The sequence below is a fragment of the Campylobacter suis genome, from assembly GCF_905120475.1.
Lineage (GTDB): Bacteria > Campylobacterota > Campylobacteria > Campylobacterales > Campylobacteraceae > Campylobacter_A > Campylobacter_A suis.
The window spans coordinates 15,886-37,019 of record NZ_CAJHOE010000008.1; the positions used below are offsets into that span (position 1 = coordinate 15,886).

General features: G+C 36.5%; 24 protein-coding genes and 1 pseudogene. 20 read left to right on the plus strand and 5 right to left on the minus strand.

Annotated elements, in window-relative coordinates; all coding sequences use genetic code 11:
• Positions 1-9 precede the first annotated feature (9 nt).
• The 20 genes and pseudogenes from LQV35_RS08660 (at position 10) to LQV35_RS08755 (ending at position 15,523) form a co-directional block, all read left to right on the plus strand.
• Positions 10-1,809 (plus strand): heavy metal translocating P-type ATPase, encoded by a 1,800-nt coding sequence (locus LQV35_RS08660; protein WP_230057483.1) that lies wholly within the window; start codon positions 10-12, stop codon positions 1,807-1,809.
• 106 nt (positions 1,810-1,915) lie between these two features.
• A complete protein-coding gene (locus tag LQV35_RS08665) occupies positions 1,916-2,149 on the plus strand; it encodes a FeoA family protein (protein WP_230057484.1) in 234 nt (77 codons plus the stop codon).
• Complete coding sequence (feoB, locus tag LQV35_RS08670) at positions 2,134-4,665, plus strand: ferrous iron transport protein B (protein ID WP_230057485.1); 2,532 nt, start codon at positions 2,134-2,136, stop codon at positions 4,663-4,665. The genes LQV35_RS08665 and feoB overlap by 16 nt, the downstream gene beginning before the upstream one ends.
• A 14-nt stretch (positions 4,666-4,679) precedes the next feature.
• Positions 4,680-4,988, plus strand: coding sequence for a hypothetical protein (locus tag LQV35_RS08675; protein WP_230057486.1), 309 nt, complete (start codon positions 4,680-4,682; stop codon positions 4,986-4,988).
• Between the two features lie 9 nt (positions 4,989-4,997).
• Positions 4,998-5,816: a DUF4198 domain-containing protein gene (locus LQV35_RS08680; RefSeq protein WP_230057487.1), complete on the plus strand. Its 819-nt coding sequence runs from the start codon at positions 4,998-5,000 to the stop codon at positions 5,814-5,816.
• 52 nt (positions 5,817-5,868) lie between these two features.
• A complete protein-coding gene (locus LQV35_RS08685; protein ID WP_230057488.1) occupies positions 5,869-6,009 on the plus strand; it encodes a hypothetical protein in 141 nt (46 codons plus the stop codon).
• A 340-nt stretch (positions 6,010-6,349) separates the two neighbouring features.
• Positions 6,350-7,006 (plus strand): phosphonate ABC transporter ATP-binding protein, encoded by a 657-nt coding sequence (locus tag LQV35_RS08690; protein ID WP_230057489.1) that lies wholly within the window; start codon positions 6,350-6,352, stop codon positions 7,004-7,006.
• 10 nt (positions 7,007-7,016) lie between these two features.
• The gene (gene phnD, locus LQV35_RS08695) at positions 7,017-7,877 is read left to right on the plus strand and encodes a phosphonate ABC transporter substrate-binding protein (protein ID WP_230057490.1); all 861 of its coding nucleotides are present in this window, start codon (positions 7,017-7,019) and stop codon (positions 7,875-7,877) included.
• Positions 7,878-7,943: 66 nt separating this feature from the next.
• Positions 7,944-8,516, plus strand: a complete 573-nt coding sequence (locus LQV35_RS08700; RefSeq protein ID WP_230057491.1) for a PhnE/PtxC family ABC transporter permease — start codon at positions 7,944-7,946, stop codon at positions 8,514-8,516.
• Positions 8,506-8,814: a PhnE/PtxC family ABC transporter permease gene (locus LQV35_RS08705; protein WP_230057492.1), complete on the plus strand. Its 309-nt coding sequence runs from the start codon at positions 8,506-8,508 to the stop codon at positions 8,812-8,814. Before LQV35_RS08700 ends, LQV35_RS08705 begins: the two co-directional genes overlap by 11 nt.
• Before the next feature lie 12 nt (positions 8,815-8,826).
• Complete coding sequence (locus LQV35_RS08710; RefSeq protein ID WP_230057493.1) at positions 8,827-9,249, plus strand: phosphonate C-P lyase system protein PhnG; 423 nt, start codon at positions 8,827-8,829, stop codon at positions 9,247-9,249.
• On the plus strand, positions 9,246-9,542 hold the full coding sequence (locus tag LQV35_RS08715; RefSeq protein ID WP_230057494.1) for a phosphonate C-P lyase system protein PhnH: 297 nt from the start codon (positions 9,246-9,248) through the stop codon (positions 9,540-9,542). The genes LQV35_RS08710 and LQV35_RS08715 overlap by 4 nt, the downstream gene beginning before the upstream one ends.
• Positions 9,543-9,552: 10 nt before the next feature.
• Complete coding sequence (locus LQV35_RS08720; protein WP_230057495.1) at positions 9,553-9,771, plus strand: phosphonate C-P lyase system protein PhnH; 219 nt, start codon at positions 9,553-9,555, stop codon at positions 9,769-9,771.
• Positions 9,772-10,803, plus strand: a pseudogene (locus LQV35_RS08725) (carbon-phosphorus lyase complex subunit PhnI). It abuts the gene before it with no gap.
• Positions 10,800-11,642: an alpha-D-ribose 1-methylphosphonate 5-phosphate C-P-lyase PhnJ gene (locus LQV35_RS08730; protein ID WP_230057496.1), complete on the plus strand. Its 843-nt coding sequence runs from the start codon at positions 10,800-10,802 to the stop codon at positions 11,640-11,642. The pseudogene LQV35_RS08725 and the gene LQV35_RS08730 overlap by 4 nt, the downstream one beginning before the upstream one ends.
• The gene (locus LQV35_RS08735) at positions 11,623-12,459 is read left to right on the plus strand and encodes an ATP-binding cassette domain-containing protein (RefSeq protein ID WP_230057497.1); all 837 of its coding nucleotides are present in this window, start codon (positions 11,623-11,625) and stop codon (positions 12,457-12,459) included. Before LQV35_RS08730 ends, LQV35_RS08735 begins: the two co-directional genes overlap by 20 nt.
• 8 nt (positions 12,460-12,467) lie before the next feature.
• Positions 12,468-13,157, plus strand: a complete 690-nt coding sequence (gene phnL, locus LQV35_RS08740; RefSeq protein WP_230057498.1) for a phosphonate C-P lyase system protein PhnL — start codon at positions 12,468-12,470, stop codon at positions 13,155-13,157.
• Positions 13,154-14,284: an alpha-D-ribose 1-methylphosphonate 5-triphosphate diphosphatase gene (locus tag LQV35_RS08745; RefSeq protein ID WP_230057499.1), complete on the plus strand. Its 1,131-nt coding sequence runs from the start codon at positions 13,154-13,156 to the stop codon at positions 14,282-14,284. The genes phnL and LQV35_RS08745 overlap by 4 nt, the downstream gene beginning before the upstream one ends.
• Complete coding sequence (locus tag LQV35_RS08750) at positions 14,281-14,811, plus strand: AAA family ATPase (RefSeq protein ID WP_230057500.1); 531 nt, start codon at positions 14,281-14,283, stop codon at positions 14,809-14,811. Before LQV35_RS08745 ends, LQV35_RS08750 begins: the two co-directional genes overlap by 4 nt.
• Complete coding sequence (locus LQV35_RS08755) at positions 14,801-15,523, plus strand: MBL fold metallo-hydrolase (protein WP_230057501.1); 723 nt, start codon at positions 14,801-14,803, stop codon at positions 15,521-15,523. Before LQV35_RS08750 ends, LQV35_RS08755 begins: the two co-directional genes overlap by 11 nt.
• A 323-nt stretch (positions 15,524-15,846) precedes the next feature.
• Here LQV35_RS08755 and LQV35_RS08760 read toward each other — a convergent pair whose 3' ends face one another.
• The 5 genes from LQV35_RS08760 to LQV35_RS08780 form a co-directional block, all read right to left on the minus strand.
• Positions 15,847-15,999, minus strand: a complete 153-nt coding sequence (locus LQV35_RS08760; protein WP_230057502.1) for a hypothetical protein — start codon at positions 15,997-15,999, stop codon at positions 15,847-15,849.
• Positions 16,000-16,034: 35 nt separating this feature from the next.
• Complete coding sequence (locus LQV35_RS08765) at positions 16,035-18,413, minus strand: autotransporter outer membrane beta-barrel domain-containing protein (protein WP_418884448.1); 2,379 nt, start codon at positions 18,411-18,413, stop codon at positions 16,035-16,037.
• Positions 18,414-18,811: 398 nt separating this feature from the next.
• On the minus strand, positions 18,812-19,267 hold the full coding sequence (locus LQV35_RS08770) for a S6 family peptidase (protein WP_230057504.1): 456 nt from the start codon (positions 19,265-19,267) through the stop codon (positions 18,812-18,814).
• Positions 19,252-20,013: a S6 family peptidase gene (locus LQV35_RS08775; protein WP_230057505.1), complete on the minus strand. Its 762-nt coding sequence runs from the start codon at positions 20,011-20,013 to the stop codon at positions 19,252-19,254. Before LQV35_RS08775 ends, LQV35_RS08770 begins: the two co-directional genes overlap by 16 nt.
• A 237-nt stretch (positions 20,014-20,250) precedes the next feature.
• Positions 20,251-20,838, minus strand: coding sequence for a DUF2179 domain-containing protein (locus LQV35_RS08780; protein WP_230057506.1), 588 nt, complete (start codon positions 20,836-20,838; stop codon positions 20,251-20,253).
• Positions 20,839-21,134: the final 296 nt, after the last annotated feature.

Here is a 21,134-nt window from a genome sequence, read left to right on the forward strand (position 1 = left end):
GGGCTTTTGGTGAGCGAGTTTAAAAAAGAGTGGCTACTCATCGTCATTAGCGTGATTTTGGTCGTTTTTGGCCTTATGCAAGAAGAAAGCGCCAAAGTCGTTTTACTAGCTAGTGCGCTTTTAGTGGCTGGATATAAAGCCATGATAAAGGCGGTAAAAAGCCTAAAAAATGGGCTTAGCCTTGATGAAAATTTTCTCATGAGTATCGCATCTTTGGCGGCATTTAGCATTGGTGAGATGGTTGAAGCGGTGGCTATTATGCTGTTTTACAGGGTGGCTGAAAGCTTTGAGGACTACTCTGTGGCGCGCTCTAGAAAGTCCATAACCGAGCTAATGGATCTCACGCCAAATCACGCAAATGTCTTACGCGAGGGGCAAATTTTACAAGTTGCTCCAAGCGAGATAAAGGTCGGCGAGATCATAGTCGTAAGAGCTGGCGAAAAGGTCGCCATAGATGGAGTTATCGTATCTGGTCGGACGCTTTTTGATACAGCAAGCATAAACGGCGAGCCACTGCCGCTTGAGGCTTTTGTGGGCGATAAGATAATGAGCGGATATGTGAATTTATCAGCTCTAGTGCATATCAAAACACTAAAAGACTACGAAAACTCAACGGCAAAGCTCATCTTGGAGATGGTCGAAAACGCGGCCTTTAAAAAGTCAAAAAGTGAGAAATTTATCACTAAATTTGCTAGGATTTATACGCCTATTGTGGTTGGATTTGCCTTTATTTTGGCGTTTGTTGCACCATTTATATTTGAGGGCGAGTTTAGTGAGTGGATAAAAAGGGCGGTGATCTTTTTGGTCGTTTCTTGCCCGTGCGCCTTGGTGGCTTCTGTGCCACTTAGCTTTTTTGGCGGTATCGGCGGAGCTAGTAAAAATGGCATTTTGATAAAGGGTAGTAGCTTTATAGAGACACTTTCAAAGCTTGGCGCTGTCGCATTTGATAAGACGGGCACGCTTAGTAAGGGCGAGTTTGTAATTAGCAAAATTATAAGCTCTAGCAAGTTTAGCGAGGATGAAATTTTACGCTTTGCGGCTCTAGCTGAGCGTCACAGCACGCATCCTATCGCGATTTCGCTCAGCAGAGCTTACAATGGATCGGGCGAGATAACAGATGTCATAGAAAGCGCAGGGCTTGGCGTAAAAGCACTTGTGGACGGGGTTTTGATAGAGGTGGGAAGCGTAAAATTTTTAAGCCATTATAAACTAGAGCAAACAAGCCAAACAGCGGTTCATATCGCAGTTGGTGGTGCTTATGCGGGATATATTGAGCTAAAAGATGAGATACGAAAAGAAAGTGCAAAAAGTATCCAATGGCTAAGACAAAATGGCATAAAAACAGCTCTTATTACGGGCGATAAAGAGGCGGTGGCAGTTGAGGTGGGGCAAAGTCTTGGGATAGATGAGATACATTTTGAGCTTTTACCAAATGAAAAGGTCGCTATTTTAGAGCAAATCATCGCTAAAAATAGTGGCGCGATCGCCTATGTAGGCGATGGGATAAATGACGCTCCAGTTATCGCTAGAGCCGATGTGGGCGTTGCTATGCTGGGCTCAGACGCTGCGGTGCAAACGGCCGATGTCGTGCTTGTAAATAACAATATCTCAAAGCTAGTAACCGCCATAAAAATCGCTAAAAAAACCATCGGTATAGCTAAATTTAACATAGTTTTTAGCATAGGATTTAAGCTTGGAGTGCTTGTTTTAGCGGCCTTTGGCTATGCAAATATACCACTTGCTATCTTTGCTGATGTTGGAGTGACTATCCTTGCGATATTAAATGCCTTAAGAGCCTTTAAAATTTAATCTAAAATCAAAAAAATAAATCCAAATTTTAAAAATTTTATTTGTTATTAAAAAATAAGTGTATATAATTTGATATTTAGTAGTAATTATCAAAATAAGGTAGAAAATGAATTTGGATGAGGTTTTATCAGGTCAAACTTGTAAAATTTTATCGGTAAATGCCGATGCTAAACTACTTCAAAAGCTCCTAGATATGGGCTTTGTACCAGGTGCACAAATAGAGGTCGTAAGAGAAGCACCCTTTAAAGACCCGATGGAGTTAAAAATTCACAACTATCTAATCTCTCTGCGAAAAAGCGAAGCAACGCTGATAAAGGTCGAGCCATGCCAAAACAGATAAAAGTCGCGCTCGCAGGTCAGCCAAACTGCGGTAAATCAACTATTTTTAATATGATAAGTGGTATTCGCCAGCATATCGCAAACTACCCAGGAGTAACGGTCGATAAAAAGTCAGGCTACTTTGGCATAGGTGATATGGATGTTGAGATGGTCGATCTGCCGGGGACTTACTCGTTTAGCTCTTATTCGCTTGAAGAGCGCGTGGCGAAGGAATTTATCCTTAATGAAAAACCAGATATTATCTTAAATGTAGTAGATGCGTCAAATTTAAAGCGAAATTTATACCTTACATTTCAGCTACTTGAGATAGGCGTGCCAGTCGTAGTCGTGCTAAACATGTGCGATGTTGCCAAGGGGCGCGGTATCATTATCGATAGTGCAAAGATGAGTGAGTTTTTGGGATGTCCTGTCATAGAGGCGGTTGGCGCAAAGGGGCAAGGCAAGGAAGCGATAATTGAAGTTTTAAGAAATATTAAAGATATAAAGCAAAACTATGCTGAATTTAGGGCTGATTATGATGCTTTAGAAAGTTTTATAAATGAGCTAGAACCACAGATAAACACGGATAGTTTTGAAAATTTAAGCAAACGCTGGCTTTGTATAAAGGCGCTTGAGGGCGATATCAGCGTGATAGAGAGCTTAAAGGATAAAAATGAAAATTTGGCCCAGCTACTAGAGAGCGCAAAACAGAGGTTTAAACAAGAATTTAACAAAGATATCGGCTCTTTTTTGGCTGCATTTCGTTACGAAAATGCCAACATTATCTTTCATAAATGTGTTAGCGAAACCAAAAAAGGTGTGCCAACTACGACAGATAAGGTAGATGCTCTTGTGCTAAATAAATGGCTGAGCTTTCCCGTCTTGCTACTTATCGTATTTATGATATATGAGCTTAGTATCGTTTTTGGCTATCATCTTACAAACTATACTTGGCCGCTTCTTGCGATGATTAAAAATTTTGTCATTGATATAAGTCCAGCTGCCAACATAGCCCAAGTACCGATGATAACTGATATGGCGATATGGATAACAAACTCAACCATCGCTTTACTAAACTACCTGCCGATATTTTTCATACTTTTTGCTTTGATAGCCATACTTGAAGATGTTGGATACATGCCTAGAATGGCGTTTATCTTAGATAAGCTATTTCGTAAATTTGGACTTCACGGACAAAGCACCCTGCCGCTTGTCTTAGGCGGAGCGTTTGTCGGAGGGTGTGCGGTGCCTGGGGTTATGAGCACAAAAGGCATAGCCGATGATAGAGCTAGGATGGCTACTATCCTTACGGTGCCTCTTATGAACTGCCTTGCTAAGGTGCCATTTTATACGCTTTTGCTTGGTGCATTTTTCCCAACGCAAATGAGCATAATGCTCTTTTACATCTCGACCGTTACAGTGCTAGCGGCACTTTTGATAGCTAAATTTCTAACCGCAACTATCTTAAAAACACGCGAAACTGCTCCCTTTGTGATGGAGCTGTCACCTTATCACATGCCTACATTTAAAGGCGTTATCTTAAGAGCTTGTGAGCGCGTTTGGACATATATCAAAAAGGTTTGCACTATCGTTATAGCCGTGGCTGTAATACTTTTTGTCTTGCTTCAGTTTCCTGGTCTTTCACAAGAAAAGATAGAGCATTATGCTAAACAAGAGCAAGCTTTACTTGATAAATTTAATAAAGCTACTTCAAAATCAGCTTATTTTTCAGTCGTAGATAGCCGTGAAAAAGTAGCTGAGCTGTTAAATTTTTATGATGGATATAGAGCCAAGAAAATGAGTGGTGCGAGCGGGGTTGATGAGTTATATCAGGCAAAAAATCCTGAATATTTTAAATTTGTAATGCCAAAAGCAGACAAAGAAGCAAAGATAATAAATAGCGAACTTCGCAAGCTCTCAACTGGACGAAATAGAATTTTACGCGAGCAAAAAAATGACAAGATAGAAAGCTCACTACTTGGCATGGCAGGACGGGCGCTAGAGCCTATCTCGCAATATGCTGGCTTTGACTGGAAGATAAATGTCGCGTTTTTAAGCTCATTTGCGGCTCGTGAGAGCGCCGTGGCAACGCTTGGAAGTATCTATGAGTCAAACAAAGATGTAAGCTCTATAAAGGCTGCTGATGATAACGCAACTGCTCAAAGCGATGCTACGACTTTAGCTGATGAAAGTAGTGTGCGCCCTGAAGAGCTAATGGCTAAAAACAGCGGATATACGCCACTACATGCTGCTTCTATCATCATCTTTATGTTGCTTACCCCACCTTGTATAGCCACGATGATAGTTGTAAAAATGCAGGCAAATAGCTGGGCGTGGATGGCATTTGGGATATTTTTCCCGTTTGCTTTGGCACTCTTTGTTTCAACGGTATTTTTTACAAGCTCACAAATTTTAGGGATCGATGGGCTTACGGCGATGAGTGTGTATTATTTTATGCTTCTTTTTGCTGTTTTATTCTTATGGTTTTTGCCTGAGAAAAAACGCAACTGGAGCGGTGGAATCGTAAATAAATCTTAATAAAAGGAGAGAGAATGAAGAAAATTTTATTTTCATCAGCATTAGTTGCTCTTATGAGCCAAGCAGCATTTGCGCATACAGCGCTTATGAGTTGCTTTGATAACGGAGATAAGACCATCACTTGCGAGGCTGGATTTAGCGATGGCTCAAGCGCGAGTGGCGTTGAGTTTAAAGTGCTTCAAGGCGATAAAGTTATCGTAGAGGGCAAATTTGATAAAGACAGCACATTTACATTTGACCAGCCAGAGGGCGAGTATAAGGCAAGAATGTTTGCTGGCGAAGGACATGAAGTAATAATCCAATCAAAAGATATAGCAAAGTAAGGAGCTAAAATGAAAAAAATTCTAATCTCATCAATGGTTGCAGCAGCTTTTGCAAGCTCTGCTATGGCGCACTTTCAAATGCTTTATACACCAGAATCAGCTTTAGAAAAAGGTGGCGAAATCCCACTTAAGTTAGTTTTTACTCATCCATTTGCTGATGAACATACGATGGATATGGGCTTACAAGAGGATAAGAGCAGAGCTGGTGTGGTTGATTTTTACGCTATTCACAAAGAGAAAAAAACTGATCTAAAAGCAACATTAAAAGATGCAAAATTTACAGGTAGCCACAATGCAGGTATGGGATATGAAACTGCTTACAAGGCTCGCAGTATGGGCGATCATGTCTTTGTTTTGACACCTGCACCTTACTATGAAGCAAATGAAGAGGCTTACATTCAGCAGATCACAAAAACTATCGTAAATGTCGCTGGAGCACCTACGGATTGGGATGCTGAACTAGGTCTAAAGGCTGAGATCGTGCCACTAGCTAAGCCCTACTCTATCTGGGCTGGAAGCACATTTACAGGTATCGTAAAATCAGCTGGCAAGCCAGTACCGTTTGCTGAGATCGAGGTTGAATACCTAAACCATGACCTAAATGTTAAAACAAATACGACTAACAAAAAAGGCAAGGTCGAGGCTCCGCAAGATAGCTTTGTAACGCTAACTATTAAGGCAAATGAGCATGGCGAATTTACATTTGGCATACCAAAAGCTGGTTGGTGGGGATTTGCTGCGCTTGGCGTAGGCCCTGACACTGAGTATAAAGGCAAAGAACTAAGCCAAGATGCTGTTATCTGGGTTCAAGCAAAAGAGATGAAATAATATTTTTGGGCGAGTTTTCGCCCAAAATCCTTATAATTTTAAAGGAAAAGATATGAGCTTATACGAAACTTTAGGTTTGATTGCTATCGGTCTTGCGGCGGCTTATTTTGTCTATGTGAAAGAATTTAAACAAAAAGACTGCGGTTGCGGAAGCGGCAAAAACTGCCATAGCAAAACAAAGCAATATGAATAATTTTGGCTGTAACTAGCCAAAATTTCTATAAAATTTTAATCCCTCTAAATCCAAAAAACGATACAATAACCAAAATCAAAATTTAAGATAAAAAGCATTTTAAATTTATTCAAAAATATCAATGTTTCCAAAAAGTAGCCAAAAAGTATCCGATATGTTTCTTTTTGGGAGTAAATTTTCATCAAATAAAAAATTGGCGGTTAGACATGCTAATACAGATGAAAAAGACAACTTTAGGCTACAAAAAAGAAAAAATTCTTAAAAAAATAGATTTAGAGATAAAAAGGGTGAATTTATTGGCATTATAGGTCCAAGTGGTTCTGGCAAATCAACTCTTTTGATGTCGCTTGTTGGCAATATCAAGGTTTTTGATGGAGATTTTAAGGTTTTAAAGTATGATATGGATAAGATCAAAAAATCAGAACTCATATCGCTTCGTAAAAAAATAGGCATTATATTTCAAGGATATTATCTGGTTGAACGCTTAAGTGTGCTTGATAATGTCATAAGCGGCATGCTTAAAGATATGCCTATTATTCGTGCTGTCATAAAATATTACAGCCGCAAAGAGCTACAAAAAGCAAAAGAACTTATGGAATTTGTTGATATACAAAAACTTTCTTTGAAACGCTGTGATGAACTTAGTGGTGGGCAGCGCCAAAGAGTGGCTATCGCTCGTGCTTTAGCAGCAGAACCAAAGATTATTTTAGCAGATGAGCCAGTATCTGCGCTTGATCCAAAAAGTGCAGTTAAGGTTATGAAAATTTTAAAAAAAGCAAATCAGAAAAAAGATGTAACGATTATCGCAAATTTGCACCACTTAGAGTATGCCAAAGAGTATTGTGACCGCATAATAGCCCTAAATGACGGCAAGATAGTTTATGACGGAAGCGTTAAAGGATTAAGCGATGAGATAATAGAAAAAGTTTATGCAAATGCAAAAGATGAGCTTGTGACAAATCAAAGTTTAGAAGAAGAGATAAAAATCCAAATTTAAAGGAGAATGTATGAAGTTTTCAAAATTTTTAAGTATGTCAGCGCTTGTTGTTGGTATGATAAGCACGCTAAATGCAGCACAAGCAGACTGGCCTAAAGAGCTAAAATTTAGCGTTATTCCAACGGCTGGTACCTCATCACTTGAGACTAGATGGAGTGGAGTGATAAAGTATTTAGAAAATGCTCTTGGCTTAAAAATAACAATGCAATCATCAAATGATTATACAGGCATCATAACAAGCATGGCGCATAAACACACTGATATTGCCTATTTTGGACCAGAGTCTTATGTGGAGGCTGCAAAACGAGCAAATGCCCAAGCTCTTGTGGCTGAACTTCAAAAAGGAGCTGACAAGCCAGGATATACAGGTATCATCATCTCTAAAAAAGATAGCGGTCTTAAAACTATCGAAAGCTTAAAAGGTAAAACATGGGCATTTACCGATCCAAAATCAACTTCAGGCACTCTTGTTCCTTCTGTGATGTTTGCAAGAGCAGGGATAGATCCAGATGAGTATTTTTCAAAAGTCATATACTCTGGAAGCCATGAGGCTTCGATACTTTCAGTAAAAGCTGGCAGGGTAGATGCAGCTTCTACAAATGATCTTGATTTTGAAAAAGGCGAAGGAAAGGCTTGGAGTAAAGATGATTTTAACTTTATATGGAAATCAGACCTGATAGTAGGCGCTCCGATAGCTGCAAGGGCTGACTTGCCAGAGGATTTAAAGGCAAAGATAAAACAACTTCTTCTTGATTTTAAAGATACAAATGAGCTTGATAAGCTAAATTATTCTGGATTTGTTGATATTAAAGATAGCGATTATGACAGCATTAGAGAGCTTATAGAGCTTAGAAAAAAGCTACAAAAGTAGATAAAACAAGGCAAGCAAATTTAAAGCTTGCCTAAAATATAAATTTAAAACACCAAAAGGTAACTTATGAGCTTTCAAAATAGTTCAAACTTAAGCGTAGAAAATTTAAAACAAGGCTCAACGCCATTTAAACCATTTACGCTTTTTGTGATAGCTGTCGTTGCTATCGTGATTATACAAAGCTGGAAAGATACGCAGATGAGTTTTTCTGCGCTTTTTAACGGCTGGGATTATATGCTTTCATACATTAGTGGAAATCCGCAAATACAAGGAAGTTCATACTTCCCGCCAAATACCGAGTCAAAAGACATAATAAAATATATAAAATCCATAATAGAAACTGTGCAAATGGCGATCATTGCGATAGTCATATCCATAGTCCTTGCTGTTCCGCTTTCATATATGAGCTCAAGAAATATACTTGAAATTTTAATACCTGGTCAAGGTATTATTCACAAAGGTGTTAAAAAATTCATCTACTTTATAGCTACGCTCATAGCAAATATTTGTCGTTCTATAAACGAAGTGGTTTGGGCTCTTATCTTTGTAAGCGCAGTAGGACTTGGTCCGATGGCTGGAATTTTAGCTCTTGGTATCCACACTTCTGGTGTTTTAAGTAAGCTTCTTAGTGAAGGCTGATATGGGTCCTGTTAAGGCGCTTGAATCAAGCGGTGCAGGCTTTATTAAAATTTTAGTCTATGCAGTTGTCCCTCAAACTATGCCACATTTTGTTTCTATGGTTCTTTATCGCTTTGAAAGCGATGTTAGAAGCGCTTCGATACTTGGTTTTGTGGGTGCTGGAGGCATAGGATTTTATCTGTTTGACAAGCTTAGAAGCTTTGAAAATGGTCATGTTTGCACTATCTTAATCCTAATCGTAATTACCGTTTTTATCATAGATAAATTTAGTGCACTTGTGCGAAAAAGATATATCTAAGGATGTAAAAATATGAAAAGAGAAGATATAAATTTTATCTTGCAAATGGCAGATAAAGAAAAGTTAAAAAGTCTTTATAAAAAGATAAAAGATAAGGTTGGAGTTAAAATTCTAACCAAGCCAACAGCTCAAACTTTGCTTTTGCCAGTGCATGATCCGATAAATGGCGGCGAATTTTATGCTGGAGAGGTTTTAACAACAAGTGCTATTGTAAAGTGCGGTAGTGATAAGGGCTGGGCTATGGTGATGGATGATGAGAGTAAAATTTGCATTTATATAGCCGCGATTGATGCAGTTTTTGAAAGTAAAATGTTTGAAAAAGAGATACAAAATTTATGTGATCAAACACTTTTAAAACAGCAACACATACAAAATGAGATAAATCGTAAAGTAAATTCTACAAATGTCAAATTTGATTTGATGGTGCAAAAATGAAAAATATTGACAAGATAAATAGAGAAAATTTTCGTGCGATACTTGATGCACTGAGCCGTCCTGGCGATAAGACAAAGGTGAAAAAAATTTTTAACTCATATATGTGTGGTGTAGCTAGTGTGCTGCTTTTTTGTGAAGTAAGTTTTGCTAATCAAACGGATGAAAGTTTAGATGATATTAAAATCATAACAAATGCAAATAGTGCAAGCTTGCAAGAGTGTGATTATCTTTTTTGCAGTAGTCTAAATGATGTTTTGCAAAAGGTAAAAAAAAGGGAGTTTTTCTTCTCCTGATGATTCGTGTATGATAATTTATACTTGTGATTTTAAAGCAAGTCATGAATACACTCTAAGCGGACCAGGCATTGATGGCTTTAAAAAAGCAAGGCTTCCTATTGAACAAAATTTGATAAAACAAATAATGCAAAATAATGCCACATTTGCACTAGGCAATGAAATTTTATTTTTAGATACAACAAGTGGTGAAATGATGGCGCTTTCAAGAACAACAAAGGTTGAATAGATGGGATATGTTGCGATAAAAGGTGGCGAAAAGGCTATTTTAAATTCAATAAATTTTTACAAAGATAGCCTAAAAGGCAGGATAAAAGAGAGCGAGATAGATAGCGGACTTAGTTTTGCTGTTGATAAAGTCATGGGTGAGGGCGCGCTTTATACTAAAAAACTTGCTGCTAAAGCTATAAAAATGAGCGGTGGAGATTTATTAAATGCTGCTTTTTTTGTTAGAGCACACAGAAGTGCTTGTTAGCGTATTGGGATTGCAAAAAAGATAAATACTGATGATATGAGACTTTTTCGCAGAATTTCTTCAGCCTTTAAGGATATTTCGGGAGGTCAAATTTTAGGACCTTCAAATGATTATGAAGTAAAGCTTTTTATAAAAAAGAGTGAATGGGAAAAATTTAGCAAAAAAACAAATATCATAAAAAGCGCTCTTGAGCCTTTGCGAAAAGCTGATATGATAAAGATGCTTGCTAAAGATGATAAGACCTTTGATATTACAAGAGCGCACGCGCAAGAGCCATATAAAAGAAGTGCTGTGATGCAGACTATGGCACGAGGAGAGGGCGGTTCTATGCTTGCATTTGCTTATACTAGCATGAGAGGATACGGAGATACTCACCCAACGATAGGCGATCTTAGACTTGGGGTTTGTGATGTTGTTTTTACCCATCCGCTTACTAAAAATGATGTAAAGATAGGTGAGATAAATGCCACAGCTTGTGAAAGTGTTGGAAATTTTGAAAAACAAAGTGATGGCAGTATGAAGCTTGCTGTTGGGTATGGTTTTTGTTTTGGATTTAACGAAACAAAGTCTATTAGCATGTCTATACTTGATCTAACTCTTTATAATCAAAAATATTCAGCATCTACAAATAGCTTTGTAAATGATTTTGAGATGGTTTTGGCTCATATTGATGGTATTGATTCTATGGGCTTTACGAATCACTTTAAGCTCCCACACTATGTAACTTTTCAGGCTGATTTACAAATTTTTGAGCGTGTAAGCGGTTTTATGAAAGGAAAAAAATGAATTATGCTTTTTTAGACGAAGATGCCAAAAAAGAGATAAGAAGAGCGATACTAAAAGCTGTTGCCATACCTGGGTATTTAGTCAGCTTTGCATCACGAGAGATGCCTGTTGCAAAGGGTTGGGGGACTGGCGGTATGCAAGTTACACTTTGTGTGATAAAAGAAGATGATGTTTTAAAAGTCATAGATCAAGGCTGTGATGGTAGCGTAAATGCTGTAAATTTAAGAAATTTTATCGCTTCAGTAACTAAAAATGAAACAACAATTGACACTAAAAAAGCAAGTATTATTCAAACTAGACATAGGATCCCGCAAGAAGAGCTAAAAGATGGGCAAATTTTGGTGTTTCAAGTACCGATGCCAGATGCACTTGAGATAGTTGAACCAAATATGGCAAAGGCAAAACAGATGCACGCAAATGCCGATTATTCTAAAATTTGGGTGCTTTTATATGAGGATACTTCAATGTTTGGCGATAGTAGAATTTCAAGACGCTATCCAGTTTTTGTAAATGATCGTTATATCATGGATCCAAGTCCTATACCAAAGTATGACCTTGAAAAGCTGAACAACTCAAAAGCACTTCAGATCTTTGGTGCGGGGCGCGAGAAGAAAATTTATGCTATCCCGCCATATACAAAAGTTTGTCCATTAAAATTTGATGATATGGAATTTAAAATAGAAAAATTTGAAAATAAAATTTGTGAGCGATGTGGTGCGAGTGGTTCATATATGGATTTGGTTTATGATGATATGCAAAATGCACATTATTACTGCAACGATACAGCTTTTTGTGATAAAAATTTAAAAAGAGGCCAAAATGGTTCTAAAAATAAATAATCTATCAAAAATTTTTGGCTCAGGTTGTCCAAAATGTCTAAGCAAAACAGGCGCATCTAAAAACTCATCGATATGCCCAGAGTGCGGAAGTGTAGTAGGGGTAAATAGTGTAAGCTTGCAGCTTAAAAAGGGCGAGGTTTTAGGGATAGTTGGCGAGAGTGGAAGCGGCAAATCAACCTTGTTGCAACTTATATACCAAGACCTAAAAACAACTTTTGGAGAAATTTTTGTAGAAAATTTTAGCGATAAAAATGGTAGGTTGAAAAATATATTTGAAGCAAATTTAAATGAGCTAAATTTACTAAAAAACAAAACTATGTCAATGATATATCAAAACCCACGCTTGGGTCTAAATTATAACTTTAGTGCTGGCGGAAATATCGCGGAAAAAATCATCGCAAGTGGAGAAAAAAGATACCACAGTATAAGACAGGGCGCGCTTATGTTTTTAGAAAAAACTGAAATTCCAACACAACGCATTGATGATTATCCAGATGCTTTTAGTGGCGGGCAGCAGCAACGCATACAGATATCAAAAGCGCTTTCTGCAAACCCTAAAATTTTGCTTCTTGATGAGCCTACTACTGGGCTTGATCTATCTGTGCAGGCAAAAATTTTAGATCTTATAAAAGCACTTCAAAAACAAATAGGCTTTGCGATGATTATCGTTTCGCATGATCTTGGAGTGATAAAGCATTTAACGGATTTAACGGTTGTGATGAAAAATGGAGAGGTGGTTGAGATGGGATTAACCGATCAAATTTTACAAGATCCGCAACACCCATATACCCAACTTCTTGTTTCAAGCGTTTTGTAGGAGATAAAATGGCTTTTTTAGAGGTTAAAAATTTATACAAAAAATTTAAAATCCACACCCAAGGCGGTGTTGAGATAGATGGCTTTAAGGATATAAACTTTAGTCTTAAAAAGGGCGAGTTTTTATCACTTTTAGGACCTAGTGGTGCTGGTAAATCATCTGTTTTAAAGGCGTTAAATAGAACTTATCTTAGCAGTGGTGGAGAAATTTTACTTCAGATAAAAGATGATAAGCAGATCGATTTAGCAAAGCTAAGCGATAGCGAAATTTTAGAAGTCAGAAAAAAATATATCGGCTATGTTTCACAGTTTTTGCAGGTTTTGCCAAGAATAGGTGCTGTTGATATAGTTTCTGCTCCGCTTATACAGCAAGGAGAGAGCCAAAAAGCCGCAAAACAAAAGGCAAAAGAGCTGCTTAGTTACCTTTCTATAAAAGAGGAGCTTTTTGAACTTTCGCCACTTACTTTTAGCGGTGGAGAGCAGCAGCGTGTAAATATCGCACGCGGCATTATAGCTCCAAAGCCACTTATCTTGCTTGATGAACCGACAGCTTCACTTGATAAGACAAATCGATTAAAAGTGGTAGAAAAACTAAAAGAGCTTAAAAAAAATGGCATAAGTATGGTAGGTATTTTTCACGATAAGGATACCATGGAGTTAATTGCTGATAAAACTTATGAAATAGGAGCAAGTAAATGATAATATGCAGCAAAAATGTGCTGATTGATAAAGAGTTTAGACCAGCATCTATTGAGATAAAAGATGGCAAAATAAGCCAGATAAAAGAGTATGGTTTGGGTTATGACTTTGGTGAGTTTAAGATAACGCCTGGTATCGTTGATCTTCACTCTGATGCTTTAGAAAAAGAGATAGAACCAAGGCCAGGAGCAAGTTTTAATCCAAAATTTGCCATCATAAACTTAGATAAAAAGATCATTATGTCTGGTATAACAACAATATATCATGCTATAAGCTTTGAAGAAAACAGTCAAAAAAGTAGAAACATAAAAAATGCGATCGAACAAGTAAATATACTTCATGATATAAACAAAAAACAACTTTTATCTGATAATCTCATACACATACGCTTTGAAATTTGCCATACTGATGCGATAGAACCGATAAAAAAGATAATAGATGACAAAAAAGCATCAATGCTTTCTATAATGGATCATACCCCAGGACAAGGGCAGTTTAAGACGCTTGAGTCGTTTATGAGCTACTATCGCAAGCACCATGGTATGAGCGATGAGGATATAAATTTTATTGTTGAAAAAAAGCAAAATAGAGATCTTGGTAAAATTTATGAGCTTATAAAATATGCTACAAAAAATGGAATCGCAACGCTTAGCCATGATGATGATGGGATAGAAAAGCTTGCGGTTTTAAATGCTCTTGGGATAGAAATTTCTGAGTTTCCACTAAGTTTAGAAGTGGCAAGGTATTGCATAAAATCAGGACTTAAAACTGGCATGGGTGCACCAAATATCGTTCGTGGAGGTAGTCAAAGCGGAAATGTTAGTGCCATGCTTCTTGTTGAAAATGAAGTTTGCAGCTATCTTTGTTCTGACTATCATCCAAGCTCAATGCTTCAATCAGTCTATATTATAGCAAAACATACAAAAAGACCCCTTGCTCAGTGCTTTGAGCTTATAACAAAAACACCTGCAATGTGTGCCGGACTAAATGATAGAGGCGAGATAAAAGAGGGTTTAAGGGCTGATTTATTAGTCATTGACGATAAAGAAATTCCAAATGTGTTAATGAGTATCAAAGATGGCAAAATGGTCTTTTCAACACTAAATTTACTAGGCAAAACAGCGTGAAAATCATCTTAATAGTTGGCGCAAGTGGTGTTGGCAAAGATAGCTTGATAAAGGGCGCAAAAGTGCTTCTTTCTGGTTATGATGATATAAGCTTTACAAGGCGTTATATAACAAGAAAACCAGATAAAAATGAAGATAATATATTTGCAACGCATGAAGAGATGAAAGAGCTCATAAGGGCAAATTTTTTTATCAGCCATTGGAGCGCTCATGAAAATATTTATGCTATCGCGCAAAGTTTTCTTGTTCAAAATACAAATATTATCTCAGTTTCAAGAGGTGCGATAAAGGACTTTGAAGATAGGTTTGAAAATGTTTTTACTATCCATATAAAAGCAAGCGATGAGGTTTTGCTAGAGCGACTTTTAGGGCGCGGCAGAGAGAGCAAAGAGCAGATAATAAGCCGTATAAAACGCTCTAAAAAAGAGGTTGTGGCAAAGCGAATTATCGAGTTTGAAAATGTAGGAAATTTAAACGAAAATATCATAAAATTTACAGAAATTTTAAAGGCGATACATGCAGCTTAGCTTCTTAGGAAGTGCCGATAGCGGCGGTATACCAGTGCATAATTGTGAGTGTGAAATTTGCACCGAGCACCGCGTGAGCGGAAAGCAAAATTTATCAACTTGTGCCTATATAAGGTGTAAAAATGGACAGATAATCTTGCTTGATGCCGGAGTGGAGGCTATATCAAGTATATTTAACACTGAAAAAATAAAGGCTGTTTTTCTTACGCATTTTCATCCAGACCATGTTTTGGGTTTGCTTAGACTCAGATATAGTGCGAGTGAAATTTTATGCTTTCATCCAAAAGATGAGGTTGGTTTTTCGGATCTTTTTAAATATCCAAAATCCATAAAATATATCCAAAATGAGCCCTTTAAAAGCGTTACAATAAACGATATAAAATTTACACCCATCATGCTTAAACACTCAAGAAATACAAATGGCTATGTGATACAAGGCGATGAAGTGGTGGCATATTTGACTGACTGTGCTGGCATAGATGAAGATAGTATGAGTTTTTTAAAGCAGTTTAAATTTGATCGTTGCTATATCGATGCTTGCTCAAACCCAGCCTATCACAGCAAAAATCATATAAACTATGAACAAGCAACGGAAATTTTAGACACATTAGCCCCAAAAGAGGGCTTTTTTATGCATGCTTGCCATGAAACACTTTTATATATCAAACAAAACAATATCAAGCTAAAATACAAGTATGTTGAGCCTGGGTAAAACTACTTTTTAACTCAAAATTTTAATAAAACCCAGCTTGTAAAACAAATTAATGTGGTATAAAATAAGATTTTTATCTCTAAAATTTTGAAATAGACATATCCAGAATTGAAACATTATTTTCTAGGTTTAAAATAAGATATGTCTATTTTTGGCTCTTTGCGCATTATCTATATAATTTATAGCACTATGTTTTGACACTAAACTTGACTACCCAATCTATTAAAGCATAAATTCCTAGTATTAAGCATTACTTAAAGTTCAGCTTTATGCCTTTATTTATAATAAATTTGCTAGCAAATATCAAAACATTTTAGTATATTTTAAAATTTATATTCAAGCTTTAAGCTGCCGCTTACGCCGTGATCGCCGTCTTTATCGACCGTGCCACCCACTTCATACTGAAGGGCAAAATTTTCATCAAGCTTTGTTTGACCAAGCAAATTTAGCCTAAAGCTAAGATCGTCATTATCCACATCATAGCCGATGTATTCGTTTGAGTTATTTAGCGTTACAAAGGCTTGTTTTTTGAGTGATAGATATTTTGCTTAGCAAGTAATTGAGCCGAATACGCCGATGTTTTTGAAGCGATCGCATACTCAACGCCAACGCCAACCGCCGCGTTAAAGTTGTTAAAATCTTTTTGTTTATACTCGCCGTTATTAAAGCCGCTTATGCCGTTTGCGCCAAGCTCAAGTGCAAAAACCGGCTTGATAGTGTGGCTAAAATCGCCGTCATTTTTAAGCTCGATTTTGTATTTTAAGTAGTTACTTGAAAGAATGCCGGTTGATTTTACCTTTGCTTTTTGGGCGCTTGCGATGTAGCGATCGCCTCTGATGAAAGCGAAATTTAGGTTATTTTGCACTTCAAAACTCTCGCCGTTGTAAAATGAGTAAGCACCGAAGTTATAAATTTTAGAGTCATCTTTGAAATTTTTAGCTTCGTATTTTGACTTGCCAAAGCCCATCATCGCACCAAGCGTTAGCTCTGTGCCTTCTATGGCTTGATCGTAGCCAAAGTTTGCACCGTAAAATTTCAAGTCGCCATTTGTACTTTTTTCGTTAAAGTATCCGCCGTTGATGTTTGCCCAGAAGTTGTTTTTATGTCTTTGTGCTTCCATCGCATCAAGCACGAGTTTTAGGCTAGGCGTGGCGTCTGACTCAAGTCCGGCTAGTTTTATACCGCTCATATCAGCACTCGCTCTTAGATAGGTAAGTTGCGATAGCCTTGTGTTTATCATATTGTTGTTTGCAAAAAGTGCGGTGGTGTTTATGATAAGGGCGTTGTCAGCGATAGTTTTAAAGTCGCTATCGATTTTTGCAACACGCTCTTTTATCTCTGTAAAATCGCCCGTTCTAGCGGCATTTTCGATGATACTTTGATCATTTGTAGATGAGTTTGAAAGTATACTTAGTATCTTTTTATTTTTATAGCCTACTAAGCCACTTGCCTTACTAAGCTCACCTATATCTTTTAAGTTTTTCTCACTAAATTTAGCATAAAGTTTGTTATCTTTAATCTCAAATTTAGCAAATAGTCCTTCAGGATCTATCGCACTAAATTTTACATTATTATTTCTTAACGTATTGGCTGATAGGATTTCATACTCTTTTTCTTGTTCAATTTCATCTTTTTTTAGTATCGATGAAAAATCAACTTTAATAACCATATCGTTTGATAGTTCTAAAATTTGCTTAAAATCCATCTCTTTTTTGCCATCTTTTATCATTGTGCCAACATTTTGGATATGAAGCATGTTTGAGATTTTGACATTTGCATTTATCTCTTTTGTGTCTGCTTGATTGTTTGCATCGTAGCTTAGGGTGTTAAAGTTTAGATAAGAGCTATTATCTGTGCTAAGGCTATGTGAGTTTGTCATTTTAAAACTATCGATGTTGATTTTTGAGTTATTTTTTGCATCTATATTTTTTACATCAAGCCCTGATAAAGAATTTTTTATATCTATGGTGGAGTTTATTGCTTTAAACGTTTCGCCTTTTAGTGTGCCATTTGATATGTTTATAGTCGTTGTTTTATTTTCTGCGTTTATTTCATTTGTATTTATTGTAGAGTTTATAATGTCAAGCTTGTCTTTTAATGTAAATTTATCACTTAGTGTAAGTGTTGATTTTTTAAGCGTTAGATTTGTATTAAGATCTGAGCCGTTTGCTGTTGCATTTTTTAAGATAGTGTTTGTGATCTCAGAGTTTTTGGTAATTTTATCGATGTTAAAATCTTTCACATTTGAAAGGGTGAAATTTTCAGCCTTTATTCTTGAAGTATCATCTTTTTCAATGTTTGTTGGATCTTTATCGATGTTTAAATTTGTAACATTAAGCGTTGAGTTATTTTTTAAATCAATTGAGCTAGGGTTAAAATTTACTATATTTGATGTGATGGTTGAGCTATCAGCTGTGATGGCGCCATTAAATTTGATAGTATCATCGCCCCTATTTTTTTCACTTAATACTTCAGATGTGATCTCTTGATGATGAGTAAAGCCATCACCAGTTGTATTATCCGCATCAAATTTATCAATATAGTGCTTGATCTTATCTCCGCCAAAGATCACTTCGGAGTTATTGTTGGCTGTTATATTTGCACTAACTTCGGCGTGTTTGCCAATGTGTAGTTTTGTATTTGTTAGCTCTATGCCCTCAGTTGCTTTATACTCTCTAGTGTCCCAATCAGGTTGAGATAGAGTAGATGGACGAGTAAGATCCATATAATCAGGCAAATTTTCGTTCATTTTTACGATTTCGGTTGTTGTTTTGCCTTTATAGTTGGCATTTTCCGCATTATTATTTACTGCAGTGTCGCCTAAGGCGTGAGTAACTGGATGTCCTTGAAGCACTACAGTGCCACCGTTTGCACTAAATTTACCACTTATATCAAATCCGCCGTCAAAAACTAAAGTATTTGTGCCGTCTGTTTTTATATCGATACTATTTTTACCATTTTCGCCGATACTTGCGTGAAAAATTTTCTCTTTATTATTATTTATGGTTAGGGTTGATTTTTGAGAGCTTGAGTTTATTACTACGGCGTTATTTGCATTAGCTGAAATGTTATCAAAAGTCTGATTTTTACTATTTAGATCAAGCTTTCCACCGCCATTTCCAAAGAAAATTTTATTGTTTAAGTCTATGCTATCATTGTCAAGCTTTAAAGTCCCGCGACCACTTGTGATGTAAATTTTATCAAATGAACGACCATTTTTTAAGATAACTTCCCCGTTACCAAGGCGTAAATTTTTATTTACACTATTTACAACAAGCTCTCCACTACCTATTTTTGTAGGGTGCTTTGGATAGGGATATTTAGCTCTACGCTTGCATCTTGCTCTATGTCAAATCCAGCAAGCCCAGTAAGGCTACCGTGTCCTGATATGACATGCTGCCCCTTTTGAAATACAATTCCGCCACTACCTAGTTCAAGTTCGTTATATATAGTTATTTTTGATGGTTGTGTTATGATGTTGTCTTTTAGAGGATCAAGGTCTGCAGATCCTATTATAGCTTTATTTATATATTTTTCATATGTTTTTTTGTAAGCGTCAAGATCTGTCTTGCTTACAAGAGAATACTCTGTGTATCCTCCTCCGCCCATAGAAACTACACCTATCAAGACCCATTTTTCTTTTACTGTGTCATACATAAATAAACCAGAATCACTATCGCCAGTGCTGAGTTCGTTTTTAAAATTATTATTTGGTAGGGCGGTTATTATTATCCCTGGTTGCACACCTTTTGCGCCAATACTATCTTTTTTATATTTTGAACTATAAAAGATATATAATTAAAAGATCCGCCTATTGTATTGTTTTGAAGATCTCTTGCCTCTTTATCGCCTTTGCCGTGTCTAAAACCTAACACACCTACACCAGCTTGATATGCCTCAATCTTATTATCGCTTGGATTTGTATCTTTATCTTGCACCTGTTTTATATAATCATCTATAAGTTTGAGATTTTTATATACTGATTGCTCTGGTTGAGAATTATTGGGTGTGCCAGACGCATCTAGACCAGCTATATCTAATGGATCAATGTTTCCTTCAACTATATATTTGTCAGTTCTAAGATATATAGTATCTCTTCCAAAATGTCTTATCGAGTTAAAAGTATTATGATATCCTGATAAGAAATTATATGTTGTTTGTCTAAAAGCACCTTTTGTATTGCCAACATTCTTAGCATCAAATATCAAATCCAAGTGCTTTGCTGTTACTACATAGTTTCTGCCAAGAGATGTTACGGTGCCGTAGTTGCTTCTTGCTGATTGATCTGGGATTTTATGAAATGTAAGAATTTCACCATTTTTTTGTTTTATAGACACGCTTTCATTTGGGGCGGCAAAAGCACCTTTATTTTGTCCTAAATCCAAGTAGTCTCTGTAATTATTATATTGCAGATCTATTATCTGTGCCGATGAAAATGTGCATATTACACTTGCTAAAACAACAGATAGGTGAAGTTTATTTGGTTTCATAATTTATCCTTAAATTTTATATTAAAAGCAAGGTTTTGTATATCGGCAAATTTCAAAAAATTTTAGTAAGTAAAGGGTTGCGCAAATATATTAAGAAATAAAAAGTGTAAAATCTGCTTTTAGTTGCGTTATTTTACTCCTATTTTTATAGAATGTTGCTTAAGAAAATATAAAAAAGTAAAATTTGTGCTAACTTCGTCTATGTTATCCTTAAAAACTCAAGAAATTTAACTTTAGCTATTTTGTCTCATCTTCTTTTATCTTTAGTATATTTTTTTGTTTGATATCGTATGTAACAGGCATACTTGCCGCGCTTGTATTGACATAGCGCATATCGCTTACCGAGTAAACAGCCCAAGGATTGTGCTTTTTTATGATGGGAATGATCTTTGAAACATCGCTTCTTTTGATGATGGTTACTAGGATACTAACATTGCCATCATTTCCCACCGCATCAGTTTGTGTGACCCAGTATCCGCAGTCCCTTAGTATCTTTGCAAGGATATTTGCATCAGTTTTTGTTACGATATTTACCATGACATTGCCAAGGGCTAGTTTGTTTTCTAGCCAAATTCCAAGGAAATTTCCTAGCGCAAAACCAAGCGCATAGGCAATATAGTTTTGCCAGTGATCAAGGTGCTGCATGACCTGGGTTATAGCTACAAGCCAGACCATTATCTCAAAAAAGCCTAGGATTGGAGCCAAATACTTTTGTCCTTTTGAAACAAAAATAATACGGATCGTGCCAAGCGTAACATCTGTAATGCGCGCTAAACAAATAAGAGCTGGGATACCTATAAGTGTAAAAATTTCATTGCTTTGCATATTTTTTCCTTATGGCTTATGATAGCTAAAAAATACTAGTTTTTCAATTTATTTTTACGATTAGTTTGGATTTTGGATTTAAACCGACAGCAGTTAGTTCTGCTGTCGTTATGTTTTATGAATATTTAGTGAGTGTGTTTAGAATTTCTTCTTCTTGCTATCTTCTACAATGCTTTTAGCTATCTCATCAACCTCAGCAGTTACTTGATTAGTTGTTCTAGCTATTTGAACATTTTGTTTAGTTAAGTGATCAACTTCACTTACACCTTGATTTATCATATTGATAGCTTCACTTT

Excerpts from the sequence above, each read along its gene's own strand:
- LQV35_RS08665 (WP_230057484.1), top strand. The coding sequence starts at position 1,916 with ATGAATTTGGATGAGGTTTTATCAGGTCAAACTTGTAAAATTTTATCG.
- feoB (WP_230057485.1), top strand. The coding sequence starts at position 2,134 with ATGCCAAAACAGATAAAAGTCGCGCTCGCAGGTCAGCCAAACTGCGGT.
- LQV35_RS08675 (WP_230057486.1), top strand. The coding sequence starts at position 4,680 with ATGAAGAAAATTTTATTTTCATCAGCATTAGTTGCTCTTATGAGCCAA.
- LQV35_RS08680 (WP_230057487.1), top strand. The coding sequence starts at position 4,998 with ATGAAAAAAATTCTAATCTCATCAATGGTTGCAGCAGCTTTTGCAAGC.
- LQV35_RS08685 (WP_230057488.1), top strand. The coding sequence starts at position 5,869 with ATGAGCTTATACGAAACTTTAGGTTTGATTGCTATCGGTCTTGCGGCG.
- LQV35_RS08690 (WP_230057489.1), top strand. The coding sequence starts at position 6,350 with ATGTCGCTTGTTGGCAATATCAAGGTTTTTGATGGAGATTTTAAGGTT.
- phnD (WP_230057490.1), top strand. The coding sequence starts at position 7,017 with ATGAAGTTTTCAAAATTTTTAAGTATGTCAGCGCTTGTTGTTGGTATG.
- LQV35_RS08700 (WP_230057491.1), top strand. The coding sequence starts at position 7,944 with ATGAGCTTTCAAAATAGTTCAAACTTAAGCGTAGAAAATTTAAAACAA.
- LQV35_RS08710 (WP_230057493.1), top strand. The coding sequence starts at position 8,827 with ATGAAAAGAGAAGATATAAATTTTATCTTGCAAATGGCAGATAAAGAA.
- LQV35_RS08715 (WP_230057494.1), top strand. The coding sequence starts at position 9,246 with ATGAAAAATATTGACAAGATAAATAGAGAAAATTTTCGTGCGATACTT.
- LQV35_RS08720 (WP_230057495.1), top strand. The coding sequence starts at position 9,553 with ATGATAATTTATACTTGTGATTTTAAAGCAAGTCATGAATACACTCTA.
- LQV35_RS08730 (WP_230057496.1), top strand. The coding sequence starts at position 10,800 with ATGAATTATGCTTTTTTAGACGAAGATGCCAAAAAAGAGATAAGAAGA.
- LQV35_RS08735 (WP_230057497.1), top strand. The coding sequence starts at position 11,623 with ATGGTTCTAAAAATAAATAATCTATCAAAAATTTTTGGCTCAGGTTGT.
- phnL (WP_230057498.1), top strand. The coding sequence starts at position 12,468 with ATGGCTTTTTTAGAGGTTAAAAATTTATACAAAAAATTTAAAATCCAC.
- LQV35_RS08745 (WP_230057499.1), top strand. The coding sequence starts at position 13,154 with ATGATAATATGCAGCAAAAATGTGCTGATTGATAAAGAGTTTAGACCA.
- LQV35_RS08755 (WP_230057501.1), top strand. The coding sequence starts at position 14,801 with ATGCAGCTTAGCTTCTTAGGAAGTGCCGATAGCGGCGGTATACCAGTG.
- LQV35_RS08775 (WP_230057505.1), bottom strand. The coding sequence starts at position 20,013 with ATGAAACCAAATAAACTTCACCTATCTGTTGTTTTAGCAAGTGTAATA.
- LQV35_RS08780 (WP_230057506.1), bottom strand. The coding sequence starts at position 20,838 with ATGCAAAGCAATGAAATTTTTACACTTATAGGTATCCCAGCTCTTATT.